The organism is Enterobacter cloacae complex sp. HYC080_NIDB (assembly GCF_056673325.1).
This window is the reverse complement of sequence record NZ_CP114212.1, coordinates 1628251-1647875: the sequence shown is the minus strand read 5'-3', so window position 1 is coordinate 1647875 and position 19625 is coordinate 1628251. Positions and strand designations below refer to the sequence as shown.

Genomic DNA, 19625 nt, shown 5'->3' with positions numbered 1-19625 from the left:
CTATAAAACAGGAACAATATTATCGGCAAACGAGGAGTGTTTATTATGTGAGCAGACTCGCAACCCTGCCAGTCTGCTCAGAAAGGTTAAATTTTTTGATGCAGGTAATCACTGAGGCGAGAGAAAATCCCACCCTTATCAACACGTTCCAGGGTGACCAGCGGCCAGTGTGCCACCACTTTGTCGCGGTCATAGAGCTGGATCTCCCCAACCCGCTGATGTGCGGCAATCGGCGCTTCCAGCTCTTTTTTATCCAGAACGTATTTCGCCTTAATGTTCGCCACTTCCGCTTTCGGTAAAGCCAGCCAGAAGTCCTGATCCGTACCCAGATTTACCTGTTCTTTATCACCGTACCAGATACGTTCTGTCCCTACTTTTTTACCGCTGTGCAGAATCTGCACCGTATCGAAATTCTGCTGACCCCAGTGCAGCAGTTTCCGGGCCTGGTCTTCGCGCCCTTTCGGGCTGTCCGCCCCCATCACCACCGCGATTAAACGGCGCTGACCGTCAACGGCGGAAGCAATCAGGTTAAAGCCCGCGCCAGAAGTGTGCCCCGTTTTGAGGCCATCCACGTTCATGGTTTTATCCCACAGCAGGCCGTTACGGTTTTGCTGGGTGATCCCGTTCCAGGTGAGACTCTTTTCGCTGTACATATGGTAAAACTCAGGCTCACCGTGAATGATAGCCCGGGAGAGAACGGCCAGGTCATAGGCCGAGCTGTGTTGACCCGGCGCATCAAGCCCATGGACGGTTTCAAAGTGCGTATCGCGCAGGTTCAGCTTCTGCACATAGTCGTTCATCATCTTCACAAACTGCGGCTGCCCACCCGCAACGTGATCGGCCAGCGCCACGCAGGCGTCGTTGCCGGAATCCACAATCAGCCCGCGGCTTAAGTCCCGCACGGAGACGCGATCGCCCTCTTTCAGGAACATCAGGGATGATCCGTCAAAAACCGGGTTCCCTTTGGCCCATGCGTCACGGCCTACGGTGACAATGTCATCCGGCGTAATGCGATGGCTATCAATGGCCCGATCAACCACATAACCCGTCATCAGCTTAGTAAGGCTCGCCGGATTACGTTGTTGATGTTCGTTGCCCGCCGTTAAGATCTGACCAGTCGTGTAATCCATCAGCACCCAGGAGCCCGCCTGAATGGCCGGAGGCTGCGGGGAAAAATCCAGCGGTTCGGCCGCAAAAGCAGATGAGATACTCGAAGCGAGTAAAGAAACAGCAATAAACAGACGGCGTTTCAACGGTATATCCTCAGGTCATTAAAAATCGATGACCTTTTTACGGGAGTTCTGATGTCGTTACCTGGCTTAATTGCAAAAATATGTGACAGAACGCAGGTTTCACGCTGAATCTGTCTCGCAAATTTGCACCACGGCGGCGCTTTTTATTCGGTCTGACCCGCACGATCGTTTACCATAGTGGCGTCATTTTTTAACAGGATGGTATTACTGGTGTCTGACTCTGCCGCAAGCCCCACTTTTTTATTCCACGACTATGAAACCTTTGGCACGCACCCGGCGCTGGACCGACCGGCGCAGTTTGCCGCCATCCGTACCGACGACGAATTCAACATCATTGGCGAGCCTGAGGTCTTTTACTGCAAACCTGCTGATGATTACCTGCCGCAGCCAGGCGCGGTCATGGTCACCGGGATCACCCCTCAGGAAGCACGGGAGAAAGGGGTGAACGAGGCGGAATTCGCACGCCGCATCCACGATCTGTTTACCGTCCCCAATACCTGCGTGGTAGGTTACAACAACATCCGTTTCGATGACGAAGTGACCCGCAACGTTTTCTATCGCAACTTCTACGATCCGTACGCCTGGAGCTGGCAGAACCGCAACTCGCGCTGGGATCTGCTGGATATCATGCGCGCCTGTTATGCCCTGCGTCCTGAAGGCATCAACTGGCCGGAAAATGAGGAAGGTCTGACGAGCTTCCGCCTGGAACACCTGACGCGCGCTAATGGCATTGAGCACAGCAATGCCCACGACGCAATGGCGGACGTCTATGCCACTATTGCCATGGCGAAGCTGGTGAAAGCCGCGCAGCCCCGGCTGTTTGAGTATTTGCTGAGCCATCGCAGCAAGCAGAAGCTCATGACCCTTATCGATGTGCCGCAGATGAAACCCCTGGTGCATATCTCCGGTATGTTCGGTGCCTGGCGCGGCAATACAAGCTGGGTGGCACCGCTGGCGTGGCATCCGGACAACCGTAACGCCGTTATCATGGTGGATTTAGCGGGCGATATTTCGCCGCTACTGGAACTTGACAGCGATACCCTGCGCGAACGGCTCTACACCCCGAAAAATGAGCTTGGTGACCTGCCCGCGGTGCCGGTCAAACTGGTGCATATCAATAAATGTCCGGTACTGGCGCAGGCGAATACGCTGCGCCCGGAGGATGCTGACAGGCTGGGCATTAACCGTCAGCACTGCCTGGATAACCTGAAAGTGCTGCGCGAAAATCCGCAGGTACGCGAGAAAGTGGTCGCGATCTTCGCCGAAGCGGAGCCGTTTGTGCCGTCGGAAAACGTCGATGCACAGCTCTACAACGGCTTCTTCAGCGATGCCGACCGTGCAGCGATGAATATTGTCCTGCAAACCGAGCCGCGGAACCTGCCGGCGCTGGACATCACTTTCGCCGATAAACGCATCGAAAAGCTGATGTTTAATTACCGCGCACGTAACTACCCCGGTACGCTGGATGAAACAGAGCAGGAGCGCTGGCTGCAGCATCGTCGTAACGTGTTTACGCCAGAGTATCTGCACAACTACGCCCAGGAGCTGGAGATGCTTTACGGTCAGTACGAAGGGAATGCAGAGAAACAGGCGCTGCTGAAAGCGCTGTTTCAGTACGCGCAAGAGATAGTCTGAAAATCAGACATAAAAAAGCGGAGACGATGCTCTCCGCTTTTTTTTGCCCGGTGGCGCTTCGCTTACGCGGGCCTACAGGAGTGTTGTTTTGTAGGCCGGGTAAGCGCTAGCGCCACCCGGCGAGTCATCACGCAACGTCTTCGTACTGAGGAACCGGGTTACGGAAGCTCTTCGTTACGCAGGCCAGGTAAACCAGGCCGATACCGCCCCAGATCAGCCCCAGAATCATAGAGCTCTCTTCCAGGTTAATCCACAGCGCACCCACCGTCAGCGCACCACACACTGGCAGCACCAGATAGTTGAAGTGGTCTTTCAGCGTTTTGTTGCGCTTCTCACGGATCCAGAACTGCGAAATCACCGAGAGGTTAACGAAGGTGAACGCCACCAGCGCACCGAAGTTAATCAGCGCAGTTGCAGTCACCAGGTCGAATTTAATCGCCATCAGCGCAATCGCGCCAACCAACAGCACGTTCCACGCCGGAGTACGCCATTTTGGATGCACATAACCGAAGAAGCGAGTCGGGAACACGCCGTCACGGCCCATAACATACATCAGACGAGAAACGCCTGCGTGTGCCGCCATACCGGATGCCAGTACGGTCACGCTGGAGAAAATCAGCACGCCCCACTGGAACGTTTTACCCGCAACATAAAGCATGATTTCAGGCTGCGACGCATCCGGATCTTTAAAGCGAGAGATATCCGGGAAGTACAGCTGCAGGAAGTAGGAGGCACCGATGAAGATCAGGCCGCCAATCAGCGCCGTCAGGAAAATCGCTTTCGGGATCACGCGCTCAGCATCTTTGGTCTCTTCTGACAGAGAAGAGATACCGTCAAAGCCCAGGAACGAGAAGCACAGAATCGTCGCACCGGTAATCATCGGCACAACATGTGCGCCTTCAGACCAGAATGGACGCGTGCTGGTCAGCGTGCCCGCACCTTCACCGTGAGAAACACCGTAGATGATCAGGCCGACGATAACTGCCACGATGCCCATCTGCAGAATAACAATCAGGGTGTTGAAGTTTGCCACGGTCTTGATGCTGCGCAGGTTAGAAATGGTCATAAAGGCCACCAGCGCGACAACAAAGATCCACGACGGCACGGAAGGCACCAGCGCTTCAAAGTAAATTTTTGCCAGCAGAATGTTGATCATCGGCATGAACAGGTAGTCCAGCAGAGATGACCAGCCCACCATAAAGCCAACTGCCGGGCTAATGGATTTCTGAGCATAGGTGTACGCAGAGCCTGCTGACGGGAAACGGCGGACCAGTTTTCCGTAGCTCAGCGCGGTAAAGAGGATCGCGACCAGTGCAAAGGCGTACGCCGTCGCAACGTGACCGTTGGTGAGGCCCGATACGATACCGAATGTATCGAACAGCGTCATCGGTTGCATATAGGCAAGGCCCATCATAACAACCGGAATCAACGTAAGCGTTTTACGTAATTCCACGCGAGAGGTGTTTGGAGTTGCGTTATGCGACATAGTTATTCTCCTTTACGGTGATAACCGCCACGTAAGCGAAAAATTGCCCCATTTCTTTCTTCCTCAGCGACAACAACTGTCGGATTTTAGTAAATATCTATCCGGTACGAAGCCCGGCCTCTTGGTTTTTAGTTTCGTTTCGTACATGCAAAAAAAAATAACCGACGCCTTTTATATCGTCGATTATTCATTTGGTTGCAGCGGCGGCATTTTGCCCCACATCGGATACAAAAGGCAATACTTTGCAACGCACCGGGCCGTTTTCTTTCTGCTAACTGGCTGATTTCTGGACGCCGGGCTGAGAGTAAATTGCCGCGATAGCACTATTTGCTAAAATTTCATCCCGCCACCAGGCGCTCGCAAGCCCGGCGGTTTGTTCATTCCAGCCCATCCATACCGATTCGTTACTGCTTTGAGCAAGTACCTGTTTTTCAACAAGCGCACCGCTATCAATAAACCGCTGCGCCAGATAGCGCGGTAAGTAGCCGCAGCCTAGTCCACTAATTTGCAGTTCCAGCTTAGTTTTAAAATCAAAAACCGTGATGGCTTCCTGCTCATCAAGCAGTTGCGAGGAAACCGAACATTCCGGGCGAACGCTATCCCCCACCACGATGGCGCGATAGCCTTTAATCACGCGACGGTTAAGGGGCTCAGGCTCCTGAGCCAGCGGATGATGGGGCGCCACGGCGAACACCTGCTCCAGCACGCCAAGTCGGGCAAAGCCAAATTCACTCAGCTGGGGAGGCTCATGCAATGCCCCGACAAAAATATCTGCCCTGCCCTGCGTTAAGGCATCCCAGGAGCCGCCAAGCACACCGTTGATGAAGATAAGCCGGGTGACGCTGTGATGTTGATAAAACGCTTCGATCAGCGGGGTCAAAAGAGAGAACGGAAAGGTATCATCCACGCCAATGACCAGCTCGTTCTCCCATCCCTGGTGGAGCTTGACGGCCTGTTTTTCCAGTTCACGAACGGTGTGCAGGACTTCGCGGCCTTTTTCCAGCAGCATCTGTCCGGTACGGGTAAAACGCGCGCGATGTCCGGTGCGATCGAGGATTTGGATATTAAGATCGCTTTCCAGTTTTTGAACGGTGTAACTCAATGCCGAAGGGGTTTTATAGAGCTTTGCTGAAGCAGCCGCAAAGCTCCCCTCTTTTTCCAGTGCATCCAGAATAATAAGAACATCCAGCAGCGGTTTCATGCTCGCCCCCTTCCGGTGTGCGATCGTTTCCGCTGCGGGACTTATTCCATGGGCATCACCAGCGGATCGGGATATTGATACTCAAACCCCAGCTCATGACAAATGCGATTGCCATCAACAATTTTGCCTTTGCTTTCGTCCTTTGCCTCAGCAAAAACCGGCGGAGCCAGGCCAAGCTGACGCGCCATCAGCGGGTAAAACGTGCTGCGCGCAGGATGAGAAGGTGCACATATATTATAGATGTGTCCACCTTTTGGAGCTTTTAAGAGTAGCTCAATCGCGCCAATAACATCCTCAAGATGAACAAGATTGACGACATGCTGCCCGTCCGGCGCGGATTTCCCGGCAAAAAAGCGTCCCGGATGCCGCCCGGGGCCGACCAGCCCCGCCAGACGGACGATATCCACCTGCGTGCCGGGCAAATTATGCAGCCAGTCTTCCAGCTCTTTAAGGACCTTGCCACTCGCGGTCACCGGACGGCGCTCAGTTCCTTCTTTCATTACGCCCGGAGCATCGCCATAGACCGACGTCGAACTGGTAAAAATGATACGCGGAACATGGTGCGCAAGGGCACTGTCGACAATCTCCTGCATCGCCTGCAGATAGAATGATTCACCCGGGCCGCTGCGCCGCGCGGGTAGCGTAATCACCAGCGCATCGACGTTCATCAGCGTGTCCAGATCGTCCGCATCACACACCAGCTCCGGTTCCAGACGCAGTTCAACGCCATCAATACCGCACATGCGTGCCGCTTCGACCCCATCCCTCGTCGTTTTGCTCCCGGTCACCTGCCAGCCTTTCGCGGCTAATGACATCGCCAGCGGCATTCCCAGCCAGCCCAAACCGACAATCGCGACCTTTTTCATGCGAATTCTCCTGACTCTCACTCGTCTTTCATAAGGCTACGCCAGCCTGGCAGAACACACAATTCATAGCATCAATATGAAATGAATTAATGATCAAAAAAAGCCCTTGCAATCTGTCACACAACTGGTTTAGGTTAAAAGACATCAAATGAATAAGCATTCATCGAGAATTTATATGACACGCGTTCAATTTAAACACCACCATCATCACCATCATCCTGACTAGTCTTTCAGGCGATGTGTGCTGGAAGACGTTTGGATCTTCCAGTGGTGCATGAACGCATGATAAAGCCCCCGGAAGATCTTCTTCCGGGGGCTTTTTTTTGGACCAAATTCAGACAGGTTAAAACAGGTTAACGAGGAATAAAGAATGTTAGATAACTCACGCTTACGCATAGCTATTCAAAAATCAGGTCGTTTGAGTGATGATTCACGCGAACTGCTGGCCCGCTGCGGGATTAAAATCAACCTGCACACCCAGCGCCTGATTGCTCTGGCTGAAAACATGCCGATCGACATTCTGCGCGTGCGTGATGACGATATTCCAGGCCTGGTCATGGATGGCGTCGTTGATCTCGGGATTATCGGTGAAAACGTGCTGGAAGAAGAATTGCTGACCCGCCGTGCACAGGGCGAAGACCCGCGTTACTTCACCTTGCGTCGTCTGGACTTTGGCGGCTGCCGCCTGTCGCTGGCAACGCCGGTTGATGAACCCTGGGACGGTCCGGCCGCGCTGAATGGCAAACGTATCGCCACCTCCTACCCTCACCTGTTAAAGCGTTATCTGGATCAGAAAGGCGTGCAGTTTAAATCCTGCCTGCTGAACGGCTCGGTTGAAGTGGCACCGCGTGCGGGTCTGGCGGACGCTATCTGTGACCTCGTCTCTACCGGCGCGACGCTGGAAGCGAACGGCCTGCGCGAGGTCGAAGTGATTTACCGCTCCAAAGCGTGTCTGATCCAGCGTGATGGCGATATGGCCGATGCCAAGCAGCAGCTCATCGACAAACTGCTGACCCGTATTCAGGGCGTGATTCAGGCACGTGAATCAAAATACATCATGATGCATGCGCCGACCGAGCGTCTGGATGAAGTGATTGCCCTGCTGCCGGGCGCAGAACGTCCAACCATTCTGCCGCTGGCGGGCGATCAGCAGCGCGTGGCAATGCACATGGTCAGTAGCGAAACCCTCTTCTGGGAAACCATGGAAAAACTGAAGGCGCTGGGCGCAAGCTCCATTCTGGTGCTGCCAATTGAGAAGATGATGGAGTAACGGCCATGCGTTTTAACACAATCATCGACTGGAATACCTGTAGCGACGCACAGCAGCGCGAGCTGCTGATGCGCCCGGCGATTTCCGCCTCCGAAAGCATCTCCCGCACCGTGGCGGAGATCCTTGATAGCGTCAAAACGCGTGGCGATGACGCGCTGCGTGAATACAGTGCAAAGTTTGATAAAACCGAAGTTGACGCGCTACAGGTCACCGGGCAGGAAATCGCGGAGGCGGAAAGCCGCCTCGGTGACGACATCAAACAGGCGATGGCCGTCGCGGTGAAAAACATTGAGACCTTTCACGTCGCGCAGAAACTGCCGACCGTGGACGTGGAAACCCTGCCCGGCGTGCGTTGTCAGCAGGTGACGCGCCCGGTGGCGTCAGTCGGGCTTTATATCCCTGGCGGTTCAGCGCCGCTGTTTTCAACCGTATTAATGCTTGCAACCCCGGCGCGTATCGCCGGATGCCAGAAAGTGGTGCTGTGCTCTCCGCCACCGATTGCCGATGAGATCCTTTATGCGGCAAAGCTGTGCGGCGTACAGGCAGTCTATAAAGTGGGCGGTGCCCAAGCCATTTCGGCCCTGGCGTTCGGGACTGAATCCATTCCGAAGGTCGACAAAATCTTTGGACCGGGCAACGCGTATGTAACCGAAGCCAAGCGCCAGGTCAGCCAGCGTCTGGACGGTGCGGCAATTGATATGCCAGCCGGCCCTTCTGAGGTACTGGTGATTGCCGACAGCGGCGCAACGCCGGATTTCGTAGCGTCTGACCTGCTTTCACAGGCAGAACACGGCCCGGACTCCCAGGTCATTTTGCTGACACCGGACGCCGATATGGCTAAACGTGTGGGTGAGGCCGTTGAGCGTCAGCTTGCCGACCTGCCCCGTGCCGACACGGCACGCCAGGCATTATCCGCCAGCCGCCTGATTGTGGCGCGTGACCTGGAGCAGTGCATTGCTATTTCCAACCAGTACGGCCCGGAGCATCTGATTATTCAGACCCGCAACGCCCGCGATCTGGTCGACAGCATTACCAGCGCTGGCTCGGTGTTCCTCGGCGACTGGTCACCGGAATCCGCGGGCGACTACGCTTCTGGTACCAACCACGTTCTGCCGACGTATGGCTATACCTCAACCTGTTCCAGCCTGGGCCTGGCAGATTTCCAGAAACGGATGACCGTGCAGGAACTTTCCCGAGAAGGGTTTGCATCGCTGGCTTCAACTATTGAGACGCTGGCCGCCGCCGAACGTCTGACTGCCCACAAAAATGCCGTTACGCTGCGCGTTGCAGCGCTGAAGGAGCAAGCATGAACATTGAAGAATTAGCCCGCGAAAATGTCCGTCGCCTGACGCCTTATCAGTCCGCGCGCCGCCTGGGTGGCAAAGGCGATGTCTGGCTGAACGCCAACGAATTCCCGACGGCGGTACAGTTTGAGCTGTCGCAGCAAACGTTGAACCGTTATCCGGAGTGTCAGCCGAAAGCGGTAATCGAAAACTACGCCCAGTACGCAGGCGTGAAGCCGGAGCAGGTGCTGGTCAGCCGTGGGGCAGACGAAGGCATTGAACTGCTGATCCGCGCGTTCTGCGAGCCGGGAAAAGACGCAGTAATGTACTGCCAGCCGACCTACGGCATGTACAGCGTCAGCGCCGAAACCTTCGGCGTGGCGTGCCGCAACGTGCAGGCGCTGGAGAACTGGCAGCTGGATCTGCAGGGGATTGCCGACAATCTTGACGGCGTAAAAGTCGTGTTTGTCTGCAGCCCGAACAATCCAACCGGGCAGATTATCACGCCACAGGATATCCGTACCCTGCTGGAAATGACGCGCGGTAAAGCGCTGGTGGTGGCGGACGAAGCCTATATTGAGTTCTGCCCACAGGCGACGCTGACAGGCTGGCTTGAGGAGTATCCGCATCTTGTTGTGCTGCGCACACTGTCAAAGGCTTTCGCCCTCGCGGGCTTGCGCTGCGGATTCACCCTGGCGAATAAAGCGGTCATCGACCTGCTTTTGAAAGTCATCGCCCCGTATCCACTCTCCACACCGGTTGCGAATATTGCGGCCCAGGCGTTGACGCCTCAGGGCATTAATGCGATGCGCGAACGCGTGGCGCAGATCCTGGAAGAACGCCAGTACCTGGTCACCGCCCTGAAGGATATTGCGTGCGTGGAGCAGGTGTTTGACTCGGAAACCAATTACATCCTGGTGCGTTTTACCGCCTCGAGTGCCGTATTTAAATCTTTGTGGGATCAGGGCATTATCTTACGAGACCAGAATAAACAACCTTCCCTGAGTGGCTGCCTGCGCATTACCGTAGGCACCCGCGCAGAGAGCCAGCGCGTGATTGACGCCCTGAAAGCGGAGAAAGTATGACCCAGAAGATCCTTTTCATCGATCGTGACGGCACCCTTATTTCGGAGCCACCAGCCGATTTTCAGGTCGATCGTTTCGACAAACTGGCTTTTGAACCGGACGTGATACCGGTGCTGCTTACGCTGCAAAAAGCCGGTTATAAGCTGGTGATGATCACCAACCAGGACGGTCTGGGTACCGACAGCTTCCCGCAGGCAGACTTTGACGGCCCCCATAATTTAATGATGCAGGTGTTGACCTCTCAGGGCGTAGTGTTCGATGAGGTACTGATTTGCCCACACATGCCAGCCGATGAGTGCGACTGCCGTAAGCCAAAAGTGAAGCTGGTTGAGCGCTATCTGGCTGAGGATATGCTGGATAAAACCAACAGCTATGTCATCGGGGATCGCATCACTGATATTACGCTGGCGGAAAATATGGGCATTGCGGGGCTTCGCTACGACCGCAACAATCTTAGCTGGGCAAAGATTGGCGAACAGCTGACAAAACGTGACCGTTACTCGCACGTTGAACGCAACACCAAAGAGACACAGATTGATGTGAAGGTCTGGCTGGACCGTGAAGGCGGCAGCAAGATCCACACCGGTGTCGGTTTCTTTGACCATATGCTGGACCAGATTGCCACGCACGGCGGTTTCCGCATGGAAATCTCGGTGAAGGGTGACCTTTACATTGACGATCACCACACCGTAGAAGATACCGGTCTGGCGCTAGGTGAAGCCCTGAAGCTGGCGCTCGGCGACAAACGCGGCATCAACCGTTTTGGTTTTGTTCTGCCGATGGACGAATGTCTGGCGCGCTGCGCGATGGACATCTCCGGTCGTCCGCACCTGGAATACAAAGCCGACTTCACCTACCAGCGCGTGGGCGATCTCAGCACCGAAATGGTGGAGCATTTCTTCCGTTCCTTGTCCTACACCATGGGCCTGACGTTGCATCTGAAAACGAAAGGCAAAAACGATCACCACCGCGTGGAAAGTCTGTTTAAAGCCTTTGGCCGTACGCTGCGTCAGGCGATCCGCGTGGAAGGTGACGCCCTTCCCTCGTCGAAAGGAGTGCTGTGATGAACGTGGTGATTCTGGACACCGGATGCGCCAACCTGAACTCCGTCAAATCGGCCATTGCACGCCACGGCTACGAGCCGGTGGTGAGCCGTGATCCGGACGTGGTATTGCGCGCCGACAAGCTTTTCCTGCCCGGCGTAGGCACCGCCCAGGCGGCGATGGATCAGATCCACGAGCGCGAGCTGGTCGATTTGATCAAAGCCTGTACCCAACCGGTACTGGGGATTTGCTTAGGCATGCAGCTTCTGGGTCGCCGCAGCGAAGAGAGCAACGGCGTTGACCTGCTGGGCATTATTGACGAAGACGTACCGAAAATGACCGACCACGGCCTGCCGCTACCGCATATGGGGTGGAACCGCGTTTACGCGAAAGCAGGTGACCGTCTGTTTCGCGGCATCGAAGACGGTGCGTATTTTTACTTCGTGCACAGCTACGCCATGCCGGTGAACGCCCATACCATCGCCCAGTGCAACTACGGCGAGGCATTTACTGCCGCGGTGCAGAAAGACAATTTCTTCGGCGTGCAGTTTCACCCGGAACGTTCGGGCGCCGCGGGCGCGCAGTTGCTGAAAAACTTCCTGGAGATGTGATGATCATTCCCGCTTTAGATTTAATTGACGGCACGGTTGTCCGTCTGCATCAGGGCGATTACGGCCAGCAGCGTGACTACGGGAACGACCCGCTGCCGCGTCTGCAGGATTATGCGGCTCAGGGCGCGCAGGTATTGCATCTGGTGGATTTGACGGGCGCGAAAGATCCGGCGAAACGCCAGATCCCGCTGCTGAAAAACCTGGTTGCTGGCGTTAATGTGCCCGTACAGGTCGGCGGCGGCGTGCGTACGGAAGAGGACGTTGCGGCACTGCTGGATGCAGGCGTGGCGCGCGTGGTGGTAGGCTCAACCGCGGTCAACGATCCTGAGACCGTGAAAGGCTGGTTCCGCCGCTTCGGCGCCGATGCGCTGGTGCTGGCGCTGGACGTTCGCATTGACGAACAAGGTAATAAGCAGGTGGCGATCAGCGGCTGGCAGGAAAACTCCGGGGTAACGCTGGAAGAACTGGTCGAGATGTATCTGCCCGTTGGCCTGAAGCACGTGCTGTGCACCGATATCTCTCGCGACGGTACGCTGGCAGGCTCTAATGTCTCGCTGTATGAAGAGGTTTGTGCACGTTATCCGCAGGTGGCGTTCCAGTCTTCAGGCGGCATCGGCGATATAGACGACGTGGCTGCGCTGCGCGGTACCGGTGTAAAGGGTGTGATTGTAGGCCGTGCCCTGCTGGAAGGTAAATTTACTGTAACGGAGGCGATTCAATGCTGGCAAAACGGATAATCCCTTGTCTTGACGTACGCGACGGTCAGGTTGTGAAAGGCGTGCAGTTCCGCAACCACGAGATTATTGGCGACATCGTTCCGCTGGCAAAACGTTATGCCGATGAAGGCGCAGACGAACTGGTCTTTTACGATATCACCGCCTCAAGCGATGGTCGCGTGGTCGACAAAAGCTGGGTCGCGCGCGTGGCGGAAGTGATTGATATTCCGTTCTGTGTCGCGGGCGGGATTAAGTCCGCTGACGACGCGGCCAAAATTCTCTCTTTTGGTGCCGACAAGATTTCCATCAACTCCCCTGCCCTGGCCGACCCGGAGCTGATTACCCGTCTGGCCGATCGCTTTGGCGTGCAGTGCATTGTGGTTGGGATCGACACCTGGTATGACGCTGCAACCGGTAAATATCACGTCAACCAGTATACCGGTGATGAGAGCCGGACGCGTGTCACCCAATGGGAAACGCTGGACTGGGTGCAGGAAGTGCAGAAGCGCGGCGCGGGTGAGATTGTGCTGAACATGATGAACCAGGACGGCGTGCGTAACGGGTATGACCTCGAGCAGCTGAAAAAAGTCCGCTCGGTCTGCCACGTGCCGCTGATTGCCTCCGGCGGTGCGGGCACCATGGAGCACTTCCTGGAAGCTTTCCGTGATGCGAACGTAGACGGTGCGCTGGCGGCGTCCGTGTTCCACAAACAGATTATTAATATTGGTGAGTTAAAGACGTACCTGGCCGACCAGGGCGTGGAGATCAGGGTATGTTAACAGAGCAACAACAGGCGCAGCTGGACTGGGAAAAAACTGACGGATTACTGCCGGTGGTTGTACAGCATGCCGTCTCAGGCGAAGTGCTGATGCTGGGGTATATGAACCAGGACGCGCTGGCGAAAACGATCGACAGCGGCAAGGTGACGTTTTTCTCACGCACGAAACAGCGTCTGTGGACCAAAGGTGAAACCTCAGGTCATTTCCTGAATGTGGTCAGCATGGCGCCAGACTGCGATAACGACACCCTGCTGGTGCTGGCCAATCCGATCGGGCCGACCTGCCACAAGGGCACCAGCAGCTGCTTCGGTGAGGCGAGCCACCAGTGGCTGTTCCTGTATCAACTGGAACAGCTGCTGGCAGAGCGTAAAACGGCGGATCCTGAAAGCTCTTACACTGCGAAGTTGTACGCCAGCGGAACCAAGCGTATTGCGCAAAAGGTAGGGGAAGAAGGCGTTGAGACTGCGCTGGCTGCGACGGTGCATGACCGCGAGGAGCTGACCAATGAGGCGTCGGATTTGATGTATCACCTTCTGGTACTGCTGCAGGATCAGGAGCTGGATTTGACGGCGGTGATCGAGAATCTTCGTAAGCGCCACAAATAAAAAAACCGGGGAATTTCCCCGGTTTTTTTATATCCAATGTGGTTCAGGATTTGGGTTTGTAGTTACGCAGTGCATTGCGGCCCAGTACCACACCAGAACCAATAATCCCGCCCAGCAGAACCGCCAGAATTAAGGTGATCGCCTTTTTCGGGCTATCACGACGGACAGGGAGATCCGGCTTCATGACGTAACGATAGACGTGAATCGTGTCTGGATTCACATTCAACTTCTCGATATCCAGTAAGTTTTGTTTCGTCTGATAGTAAGCAGGAGAGAACACTAACGGGCGAGACGCTTCGTTATCAATCATCGATTTCAGCGCTTCACTACCCAGCAGGAACATAGTTTCCTGGGTCACATCCTGAGTTTGCTGGATCTGTGGGGTCGCGATTTTTGCAGCTTCCGCATTTTTAAGCGCCTCAGTGATCTGTTTGATTCGCAGATCTTTCTGCTCCTGAGCAACCTTTTCCTGGTTTTCCAGAGAGTCATTTAGCGTGGTAATTTGCTGCTTGATATTATCTTTGAGGTCGAGAGAAAGTTCTTTCGCTGTTTGCTGATCAACCTGCTGTATGTATTGCGCCAGCTGTTTTTGAGCCGCTTCTGCAGACTCCCCCTGATAGGAGACGCTTAACGGCAGCGGTTGCCCCTTAACGGTGGTGTCGATAGTCAGCTTTTCTGGAATGTCCTGGTTTTCGAGAGCCTGAGCTAAAGCAGAAAACGAGGAATTGAAACGATTAATAGCACGGTTCTGGATATCCAGCATTGAAGGTGCAGCGCTACCGTAAAGGATATTCAGTGCATTGGCGTAAGTGGCGATCTGCGCCGCATCTGGCTGAGCAATAATGGCGGAGGAGGTCCATTTCTCTTTCGCGACTGTAATGTATACGCCCGCTAATACGATAAAAACCGCAATAAATGCCCCAATTACCCACTTTCCGCGCCAAAGTTGCAGCACTAAATCAAGTAAATCAATTTGCTCCGGGTCAGTACTGCGCGTGACCAGGCTATTGTTGTTTTGCGTCATACAATCCCTAACAGATGAAAAAGGGCAAAAAAAATTATGTTTACGTAGTTTATCTGTTGCTGAGGATTTTTCTATAGGAATTCGATGAGTTATATCGGAAAGATGGGTTATGTATCGGGTGTGCTACGCGCTATCATAGACAAATTCGGATGCCCTATGCATCACAAGAACGAAGCGTTAACGAGGAAAGATATGAAATTTTTGGTAACGGGCGCAGCAGGTTTTATCGGTTCACATGTCAGCAAGCGACTGCTGGACGCAGGCCATCAGGTTGTCGGTATTGATAATCTGAATGACTACTATGACGTCAATCTTAAGCTGGCACGTCTGGACTTGCTCAAATCTGACAATTTCTCTTTCCATAAACTTGATTTAGCCGACCGTGAAGGGATGTCTGCGCTCTTCGCCGATGAGAAGTTTGACCGTGTGATCCATCTGGCCGCGCAGGCTGGGGTTCGCTACTCGCTGGATAATCCACATGCTTATGCAGAAGCCAACCTGGTGGGTCATCTCAACGTGCTGGAAGGCTGTCGCCATAATAAGGTTCAACACCTGCTTTACGCCTCATCCAGCTCCGTTTATGGGCTCAACCGTAAGATGCCTTTCTCTACGGACGATTCAGTGGATCACCCTGTTTCGCTGTATGCGGCAACTAAAAAGGCCAATGAGCTGATGTCGCATACCTATTCTCATTTGTACAACCTGCCAACGACCGGCCTGCGCTTCTTTACCGTGTACGGCCCGTGGGGGCGACCGGACATGGCCTTGTTCAAATTTACCAAAGCAATGATCGAAGATAAGCCGATTGATGTTTACAACTACGGCAAGATGAAGCGCGACTTCACTTACATCGACGACATCGCCGAAGCCATTATTCGTCTGCAGGGTGTCATTCCTCAGGCCGATGCAGACTGGACCGTCGAGACCGGTTCCCCGGCGACCAGCTCCGCGCCTTATCGCGTTTACAACATTGGTAATAGCTCTCCGGTCGAGCTTATGGATTACATCACGGCGCTGGAAGAAGCTCTCGGCAAAGAAGCAGAGAAAAACATGATGCCGATTCAACCGGGTGACGTGCTGGAGACCAGCGCGGATACGAAAGCGTTGTATGACGTTATTGGCTTTAAACCGCAGACGTCGGTCAAAGACGGAGTGAAGAACTTTGTCGACTGGTATCGCGCTTTCTACAAGGTCTGAAAATAAAAAACCCGGCTACATGGCCGGGTTTTTTACGTGCGTTAAGAGTAATCAATCGCTTCCGAACAGATCGCGGGTATAGACTTTATCCGCCACGTCCGCCAGCTCTTCCGCCATGCGGTTAGAGATGATCACGTCCGCTTCCTGCTTGAATGCATCCAGATCGCGAATCACGCGGGAGTGGAAGAACTCATCTTCCTGCATCGCGGGTTCATAAATAATAACCTGCACTCCTTTAGCCTTAATGCGCTTCATGATGCCCTGAATGGAAGAGGCACGGAAGTTATCTGAACCGCTCTTCATGATCAGACGATACACGCCCACAACTTTAGGCTGACGCGCAAGGATAGAGTCAGAGATGAAATCTTTACGCGTGCGGTTGGCATCTACAATGGCTGAAATCAGGTTATTCGGTACAGCCTGATAGTTGGCCAGCAACTGTTTGGTATCTTTTGGCAGGCAGTAGCCCCCGTAACCGAATGACGGGTTGTTATAGTGGTTGCCGATGCGAGGGTCGAGGCACACGCCTTCTATGATCTGACGGGTATTCAGGCCCAAACTCTCTGCGTAGCTGTCCAGCTCGTTGAAGTACGCTACACGCATCGCTAGATAAGTATTGGCGAACAGCTTGATGGCTTCGGCTTCCGTGGAGTCGGTAAACAGAACCGGAATGTCTTTCTTGATTGCGCCTTCCTGGAGCAGCGCGGCAAAACGCTCCGCCCGCTCAGAGCGCTCACCGATCACGATACGCGAGGGGTGCAGGTTATCGTATAGCGCCCTGCCCTCGCGCAGAAACTCTGGCGAGAAGAAGACATTATCAATACCCAACTCTTCTTTAATCGATTTGGTGAAGCCTACCGGAATGGTCGACTTAATGATCATCACTGCTTGAGGGTTGATTGCGATAACGTCTTTGATCACGGCTTCAACAGTAGAGGTGTTGAAGTAGTTGGTTTTGGGATCGTAATCTGTTGGTGTCGCGATGATGACGAAATCTGCACCACGATAGGCATCTTCTTTGTCCGTCGTCGCACGAAAATTCAGAGGTTTGTTGGCAAGATAGTCCTGGATCTCTTTATCGACAATCGGAGACTGCTTCTGATTGAGCATATCTACTTTGGACTGAACGATATCCAGCGCCACCACTTCATGGTTTTGTGCAATCAGGATGCCGTTTGAAAGCCCAACATAGCCCGTTCCGGAGATAGTTATTTTCATTCGTTCAACTTCTTCAAGTTTTGAGTTTCAGGAGGCATAAACACCCCACCGCAATAAACAACTGTTGAGGTTTTTACCTCTTATGTTGAGCGGCTGTCAAGGCGAATGCCTGGCTACAGAAATGAGAAAATGCAGTGGTTTATATGGTGTTAAACGATGCTCGTTGAGCAAAGCAAGTCCACATGGGCGTAAGCGCGATAAAAAAAGCCCGATGAGGTTCATCAGGCTTTGTTATCAGACGGAGTTAAATCAGATTAATCCAGCCATTCGGTATGGAACACACCTTCTTTATCAGTGCGTTTGTAGGTATGCGCACCGAAGTAGTCACGCTGTGCCTGAATCAGGTTCGCCGGCAGTACGGCAGCACGGTAGCTGTCATAGTACGCCACGGCAGCGGAGAAGGTCGGAACCGGAATACCGTTCTGTACAGCGTAAGCAACCACATCACGCAGCGCCTGCTGATATTCATCCGCAATTTTCTTGAAATACGGAGCCAGCAGCAGGTTCGCGATACCCGCGTTTTCTGCATAGGCATCGGTGATTTTCTGCAGGAATTGCGCACGAATGATGCAGCCCGCACGGAAGATCTTCGCGATTTCGCCGTAGTTCAGATCCCAGTTGTTCTCGTCAGACGCTGCACGCAGCTGTGAGAAGCCCTGCGCGTAGGAAACGATTTTACCCAGGTACAGAGCGCGACGAACTTTCTCAACGAATTCCGCTTTGTCACCCGCTGGCTTAGCCTGCGGACCAGAGAGCACTTTAGATGCCGCAACGCGCTGCTCTTTCAGAGAGGAAATGTAACGTGCAAACACAGATTCGGTGATCAGGGACAGAGGTTCGCCCAGATCCAGAGAGCTCTGGCTGGTCCATTTACCGGTACCCTTGTTCGCTGCTTCATCCAGAATCACATCAACCAGGTATTTACCCTCTTCATCTTTTTTAGTGAAGATATCTTTGGTGATGTCGATCAGGTAGCTGTTCAGCTCACCTTTGTTCCACTCGGTGAAGGTTTCAGCCAGCTCTTCGTTAGAAAGGTTCAGACCGCCTTTGAGCAGGGAGTAGGCTTCTGCAATCAGCTGCATATCACCGTATTCGATGCCGTTGTGAACCATCTTAACGTAGTGGCCCGCACCGTCCGGACCGATATAGGTCACGCACGGTTCGCCATCTTCGGCAACCGCTGCGATTTTGGTCAGGATAGGTGCAACCAGTTCGTAGGCTTCTTTCTGACCGCCAGGCATGATTGATGGGCCTTTCAAGGCGCCCTCTTCACCACCGGATACACCGGTACCGATGAAGTTAAAGCCTTCAGCAGAGAGTTCACGGTTACGACGGATGGTGTCGTGGAAGAAGGTGTTGCCGCCATCAATGATGATGTCGCCTTTATCCAGATACGGTTTCAGGGAATCGATAGCAGCATCGGTACCTGCGCCCGCTTTCACCATTAACAGGATACGACGAGGCGTTTCCAGAGACTCAACGAACTCTTTAACCGTATAGAAAGGAACCAGTTTCTTGCCTGGGTTTTCGGCAATCACTTCTTCAGTTTTTTCACGGGAGCGGTTGAAAACGGAGACGGTATAACCACGGCTTTCGATGTTGAGCGCCAGGTTGCGCCCCATCACTGCCATACCGACAACGCCGATCTGTTGCTTGGACATTACATACTCCTGTCTTAGGGATAATCACTGCGATGCGATGCAGTTTGAATGTATCTATGATGTTAACTCATGCATGTGAGTTTTAGATAGCCTTTGGTGCGCTTACCACTGCGAGATAAGCAAACTGGCTATCAATTAGTCAAAATACACGGCGTCGGCGAAGGGCTTACCCTCTCGATCCTTGGATGAGAGCACAGGTAACTCACCCTCGGTAAGAGGCCATGTGATCCCGATAGAATCATCGTTCCACAATAAAGAATGCTCGGACTGCGGGTTGTAATAATCAGTGCATTTATAGACAAACTCTGCACTTTCAGACAAAACGTAGAAGCCGTGAGCAAAGCCTTCAGGGATCCAGAGTTGTCGTTTGTTTTCGGCGGAAAGAATAACGCCGATCCACTGTCCGAAAGTGGCTGATGATTTTCTCATGTCGACCGCAACATCAAATACTTCTCCACTGACGACGCGGACTAATTTACCCTGCGGATTTTGAGTCTGGTAATGTAAGCCTCTCAAAATGTTCTTTGCAGATTTCGAGTGATTGTCCTGCACGAAGCTGCGATTACAAACCAGCTCACAAAACTTTTTCTGTTGCCATGTTTCCATGAAGAAACCGCGTTCATCGCCAAAAACAACTGGCTCAATGATTTTGACATCAGAAATTTCAGTATCAATAACTTTCATTATTCACT

At 53.5% G+C, this 19625-nt stretch carries 20 protein-coding genes and 1 other annotated feature; of the genes, 11 read left to right on the top strand and 9 right to left on the bottom strand.

What is annotated here, in order from left to right:
- Nucleotides 1–86: 86 nt before the first annotated feature.
- Nucleotides 87–1253, bottom strand: a complete 1167-nt coding sequence (dacD, locus tag O1723_RS07730; RefSeq protein ID WP_014884461.1) for a serine-type D-Ala-D-Ala carboxypeptidase DacD — start codon at nucleotides 1251–1253, stop codon at nucleotides 87–89.
- A gap of 198 nt (nucleotides 1254–1451) precedes the next feature.
- Between dacD and sbcB the strand changes: the two genes are divergently transcribed.
- On the top strand, nucleotides 1452–2888 hold the full coding sequence (gene sbcB / locus O1723_RS07725) for an exodeoxyribonuclease I (protein ID WP_169806235.1): 1437 nt from the start codon (nucleotides 1452–1454) through the stop codon (nucleotides 2886–2888).
- A gap of 127 nt (nucleotides 2889–3015) precedes the next feature.
- Here sbcB and O1723_RS07720 read toward each other — a convergent pair whose 3' ends face one another.
- The 4 genes from O1723_RS07720 to O1723_RS07705 form a co-directional block, all read right to left on the bottom strand.
- Nucleotides 3016–4374, bottom strand: a complete 1359-nt coding sequence (locus tag O1723_RS07720) for an APC family permease (protein WP_014884463.1) — start codon at nucleotides 4372–4374, stop codon at nucleotides 3016–3018.
- Nucleotides 4364–4426: a membrane protein YoeI gene (gene yoeI / locus O1723_RS07715; RefSeq protein ID WP_099458931.1), complete on the bottom strand. Its 63-nt coding sequence runs from the start codon at nucleotides 4424–4426 to the stop codon at nucleotides 4364–4366. Before yoeI ends, O1723_RS07720 begins: the two co-directional genes overlap by 11 nt.
- Before the next feature lie 219 nt (nucleotides 4427–4645).
- Nucleotides 4646–5575 carry a LysR substrate-binding domain-containing protein gene (locus O1723_RS07710; protein ID WP_023337513.1) on the bottom strand — a complete coding sequence of 310 codons (930 nt, stop codon included), beginning with the start codon at nucleotides 5573–5575 and terminating at the stop codon, nucleotides 4646–4648.
- Between the two features lie 41 nt (nucleotides 5576–5616).
- Nucleotides 5617–6441, bottom strand: a complete 825-nt coding sequence (locus O1723_RS07705) for an SDR family oxidoreductase (protein WP_014884465.1) — start codon at nucleotides 6439–6441, stop codon at nucleotides 5617–5619.
- A gap of 175 nt (nucleotides 6442–6616) precedes the next feature.
- On the opposite strand from O1723_RS07705, the gene hisL reads away from it, so the two are divergent.
- The 9 genes from hisL (at nucleotide 6617) to hisIE (ending at nucleotide 13833) form a co-directional block, all read left to right on the top strand.
- Entirely contained in the window at nucleotides 6617–6667 is a 51-nt protein-coding gene (gene hisL, locus O1723_RS07700; protein ID WP_001364200.1) for a his operon leader peptide, read from the top strand.
- Nucleotides 6643–6766: a sequence feature (His leader region), on the top strand. It overlaps the preceding gene by 25 nt.
- A 45-nt stretch (nucleotides 6767–6811) precedes the next feature.
- Nucleotides 6812–7711: an ATP phosphoribosyltransferase gene (gene hisG, locus O1723_RS07695; RefSeq protein ID WP_023330857.1), complete on the top strand. Its 900-nt coding sequence runs from the start codon at nucleotides 6812–6814 to the stop codon at nucleotides 7709–7711.
- A gap of 5 nt (nucleotides 7712–7716) precedes the next feature.
- The gene (hisD, locus tag O1723_RS07690) at nucleotides 7717–9021 is read left to right on the top strand and encodes a histidinol dehydrogenase (protein WP_023330858.1); all 1305 of its coding nucleotides are present in this window, start codon (nucleotides 7717–7719) and stop codon (nucleotides 9019–9021) included.
- Nucleotides 9018–10079, top strand: a complete 1062-nt coding sequence (gene hisC, locus O1723_RS07685; RefSeq protein WP_248190823.1) for a histidinol-phosphate transaminase — start codon at nucleotides 9018–9020, stop codon at nucleotides 10077–10079. The genes hisD and hisC overlap by 4 nt, the downstream gene beginning before the upstream one ends.
- Entirely contained in the window at nucleotides 10076–11143 is a 1068-nt protein-coding gene (hisB, locus tag O1723_RS07680; protein ID WP_014884469.1) for a bifunctional histidinol-phosphatase/imidazoleglycerol-phosphate dehydratase HisB, read from the top strand. The genes hisC and hisB overlap by 4 nt, the downstream gene beginning before the upstream one ends.
- Nucleotides 11143–11733, top strand: a complete 591-nt coding sequence (gene hisH, locus O1723_RS07675; RefSeq protein WP_014884470.1) for an imidazole glycerol phosphate synthase subunit HisH — start codon at nucleotides 11143–11145, stop codon at nucleotides 11731–11733. Before hisB ends, hisH begins: the two co-directional genes overlap by 1 nt.
- The gene (hisA, locus tag O1723_RS07670) at nucleotides 11733–12470 is read left to right on the top strand and encodes a 1-(5-phosphoribosyl)-5-[(5-phosphoribosylamino)methylideneamino]imidazole-4-carboxamide isomerase (protein WP_023330861.1); all 738 of its coding nucleotides are present in this window, start codon (nucleotides 11733–11735) and stop codon (nucleotides 12468–12470) included. The genes hisH and hisA overlap by 1 nt, the downstream gene beginning before the upstream one ends.
- Entirely contained in the window at nucleotides 12452–13228 is a 777-nt protein-coding gene (gene hisF / locus O1723_RS07665) for an imidazole glycerol phosphate synthase subunit HisF (protein WP_023338519.1), read from the top strand. Before hisA ends, hisF begins: the two co-directional genes overlap by 19 nt.
- Nucleotides 13222–13833, top strand: a complete 612-nt coding sequence (hisIE, locus tag O1723_RS07660; protein WP_014884472.1) for a bifunctional phosphoribosyl-AMP cyclohydrolase/phosphoribosyl-ATP diphosphatase HisIE — start codon at nucleotides 13222–13224, stop codon at nucleotides 13831–13833. The genes hisF and hisIE overlap by 7 nt, the downstream gene beginning before the upstream one ends.
- Nucleotides 13834–13876: 43 nt before the next feature.
- On the opposite strand, the gene wzzB is transcribed toward hisIE, so the two are convergent.
- Nucleotides 13877–14857, bottom strand: coding sequence for an LPS O-antigen chain length determinant protein WzzB (wzzB, locus tag O1723_RS07655; protein WP_023337515.1), 981 nt, complete (start codon nucleotides 14855–14857; stop codon nucleotides 13877–13879).
- 192 nt (nucleotides 14858–15049) lie between these two features.
- Between wzzB and O1723_RS07650 the strand changes: the two genes are divergently transcribed.
- Nucleotides 15050–16054, top strand: coding sequence for an NAD-dependent epimerase (locus O1723_RS07650; RefSeq protein ID WP_014884474.1), 1005 nt, complete (start codon nucleotides 15050–15052; stop codon nucleotides 16052–16054).
- Between the two features lie 51 nt (nucleotides 16055–16105).
- On the opposite strand, the gene ugd is transcribed toward O1723_RS07650, so the two are convergent.
- From ugd to rfbC, 3 genes are all read right to left on the bottom strand, one after another.
- Complete coding sequence (ugd, locus tag O1723_RS07645; RefSeq protein ID WP_014884475.1) at nucleotides 16106–17272, bottom strand: UDP-glucose 6-dehydrogenase; 1167 nt, start codon at nucleotides 17270–17272, stop codon at nucleotides 16106–16108.
- A 254-nt stretch (nucleotides 17273–17526) separates the two neighbouring features.
- Entirely contained in the window at nucleotides 17527–18933 is a 1407-nt protein-coding gene (gene gndA, locus O1723_RS07640) for an NADP-dependent phosphogluconate dehydrogenase (protein ID WP_014884476.1), read from the bottom strand.
- 135 nt (nucleotides 18934–19068) lie between these two features.
- Entirely contained in the window at nucleotides 19069–19617 is a 549-nt protein-coding gene (rfbC, locus tag O1723_RS07635; protein WP_014884477.1) for a dTDP-4-dehydrorhamnose 3,5-epimerase, read from the bottom strand.
- Nucleotides 19618–19625 lie beyond the last annotated feature (8 nt).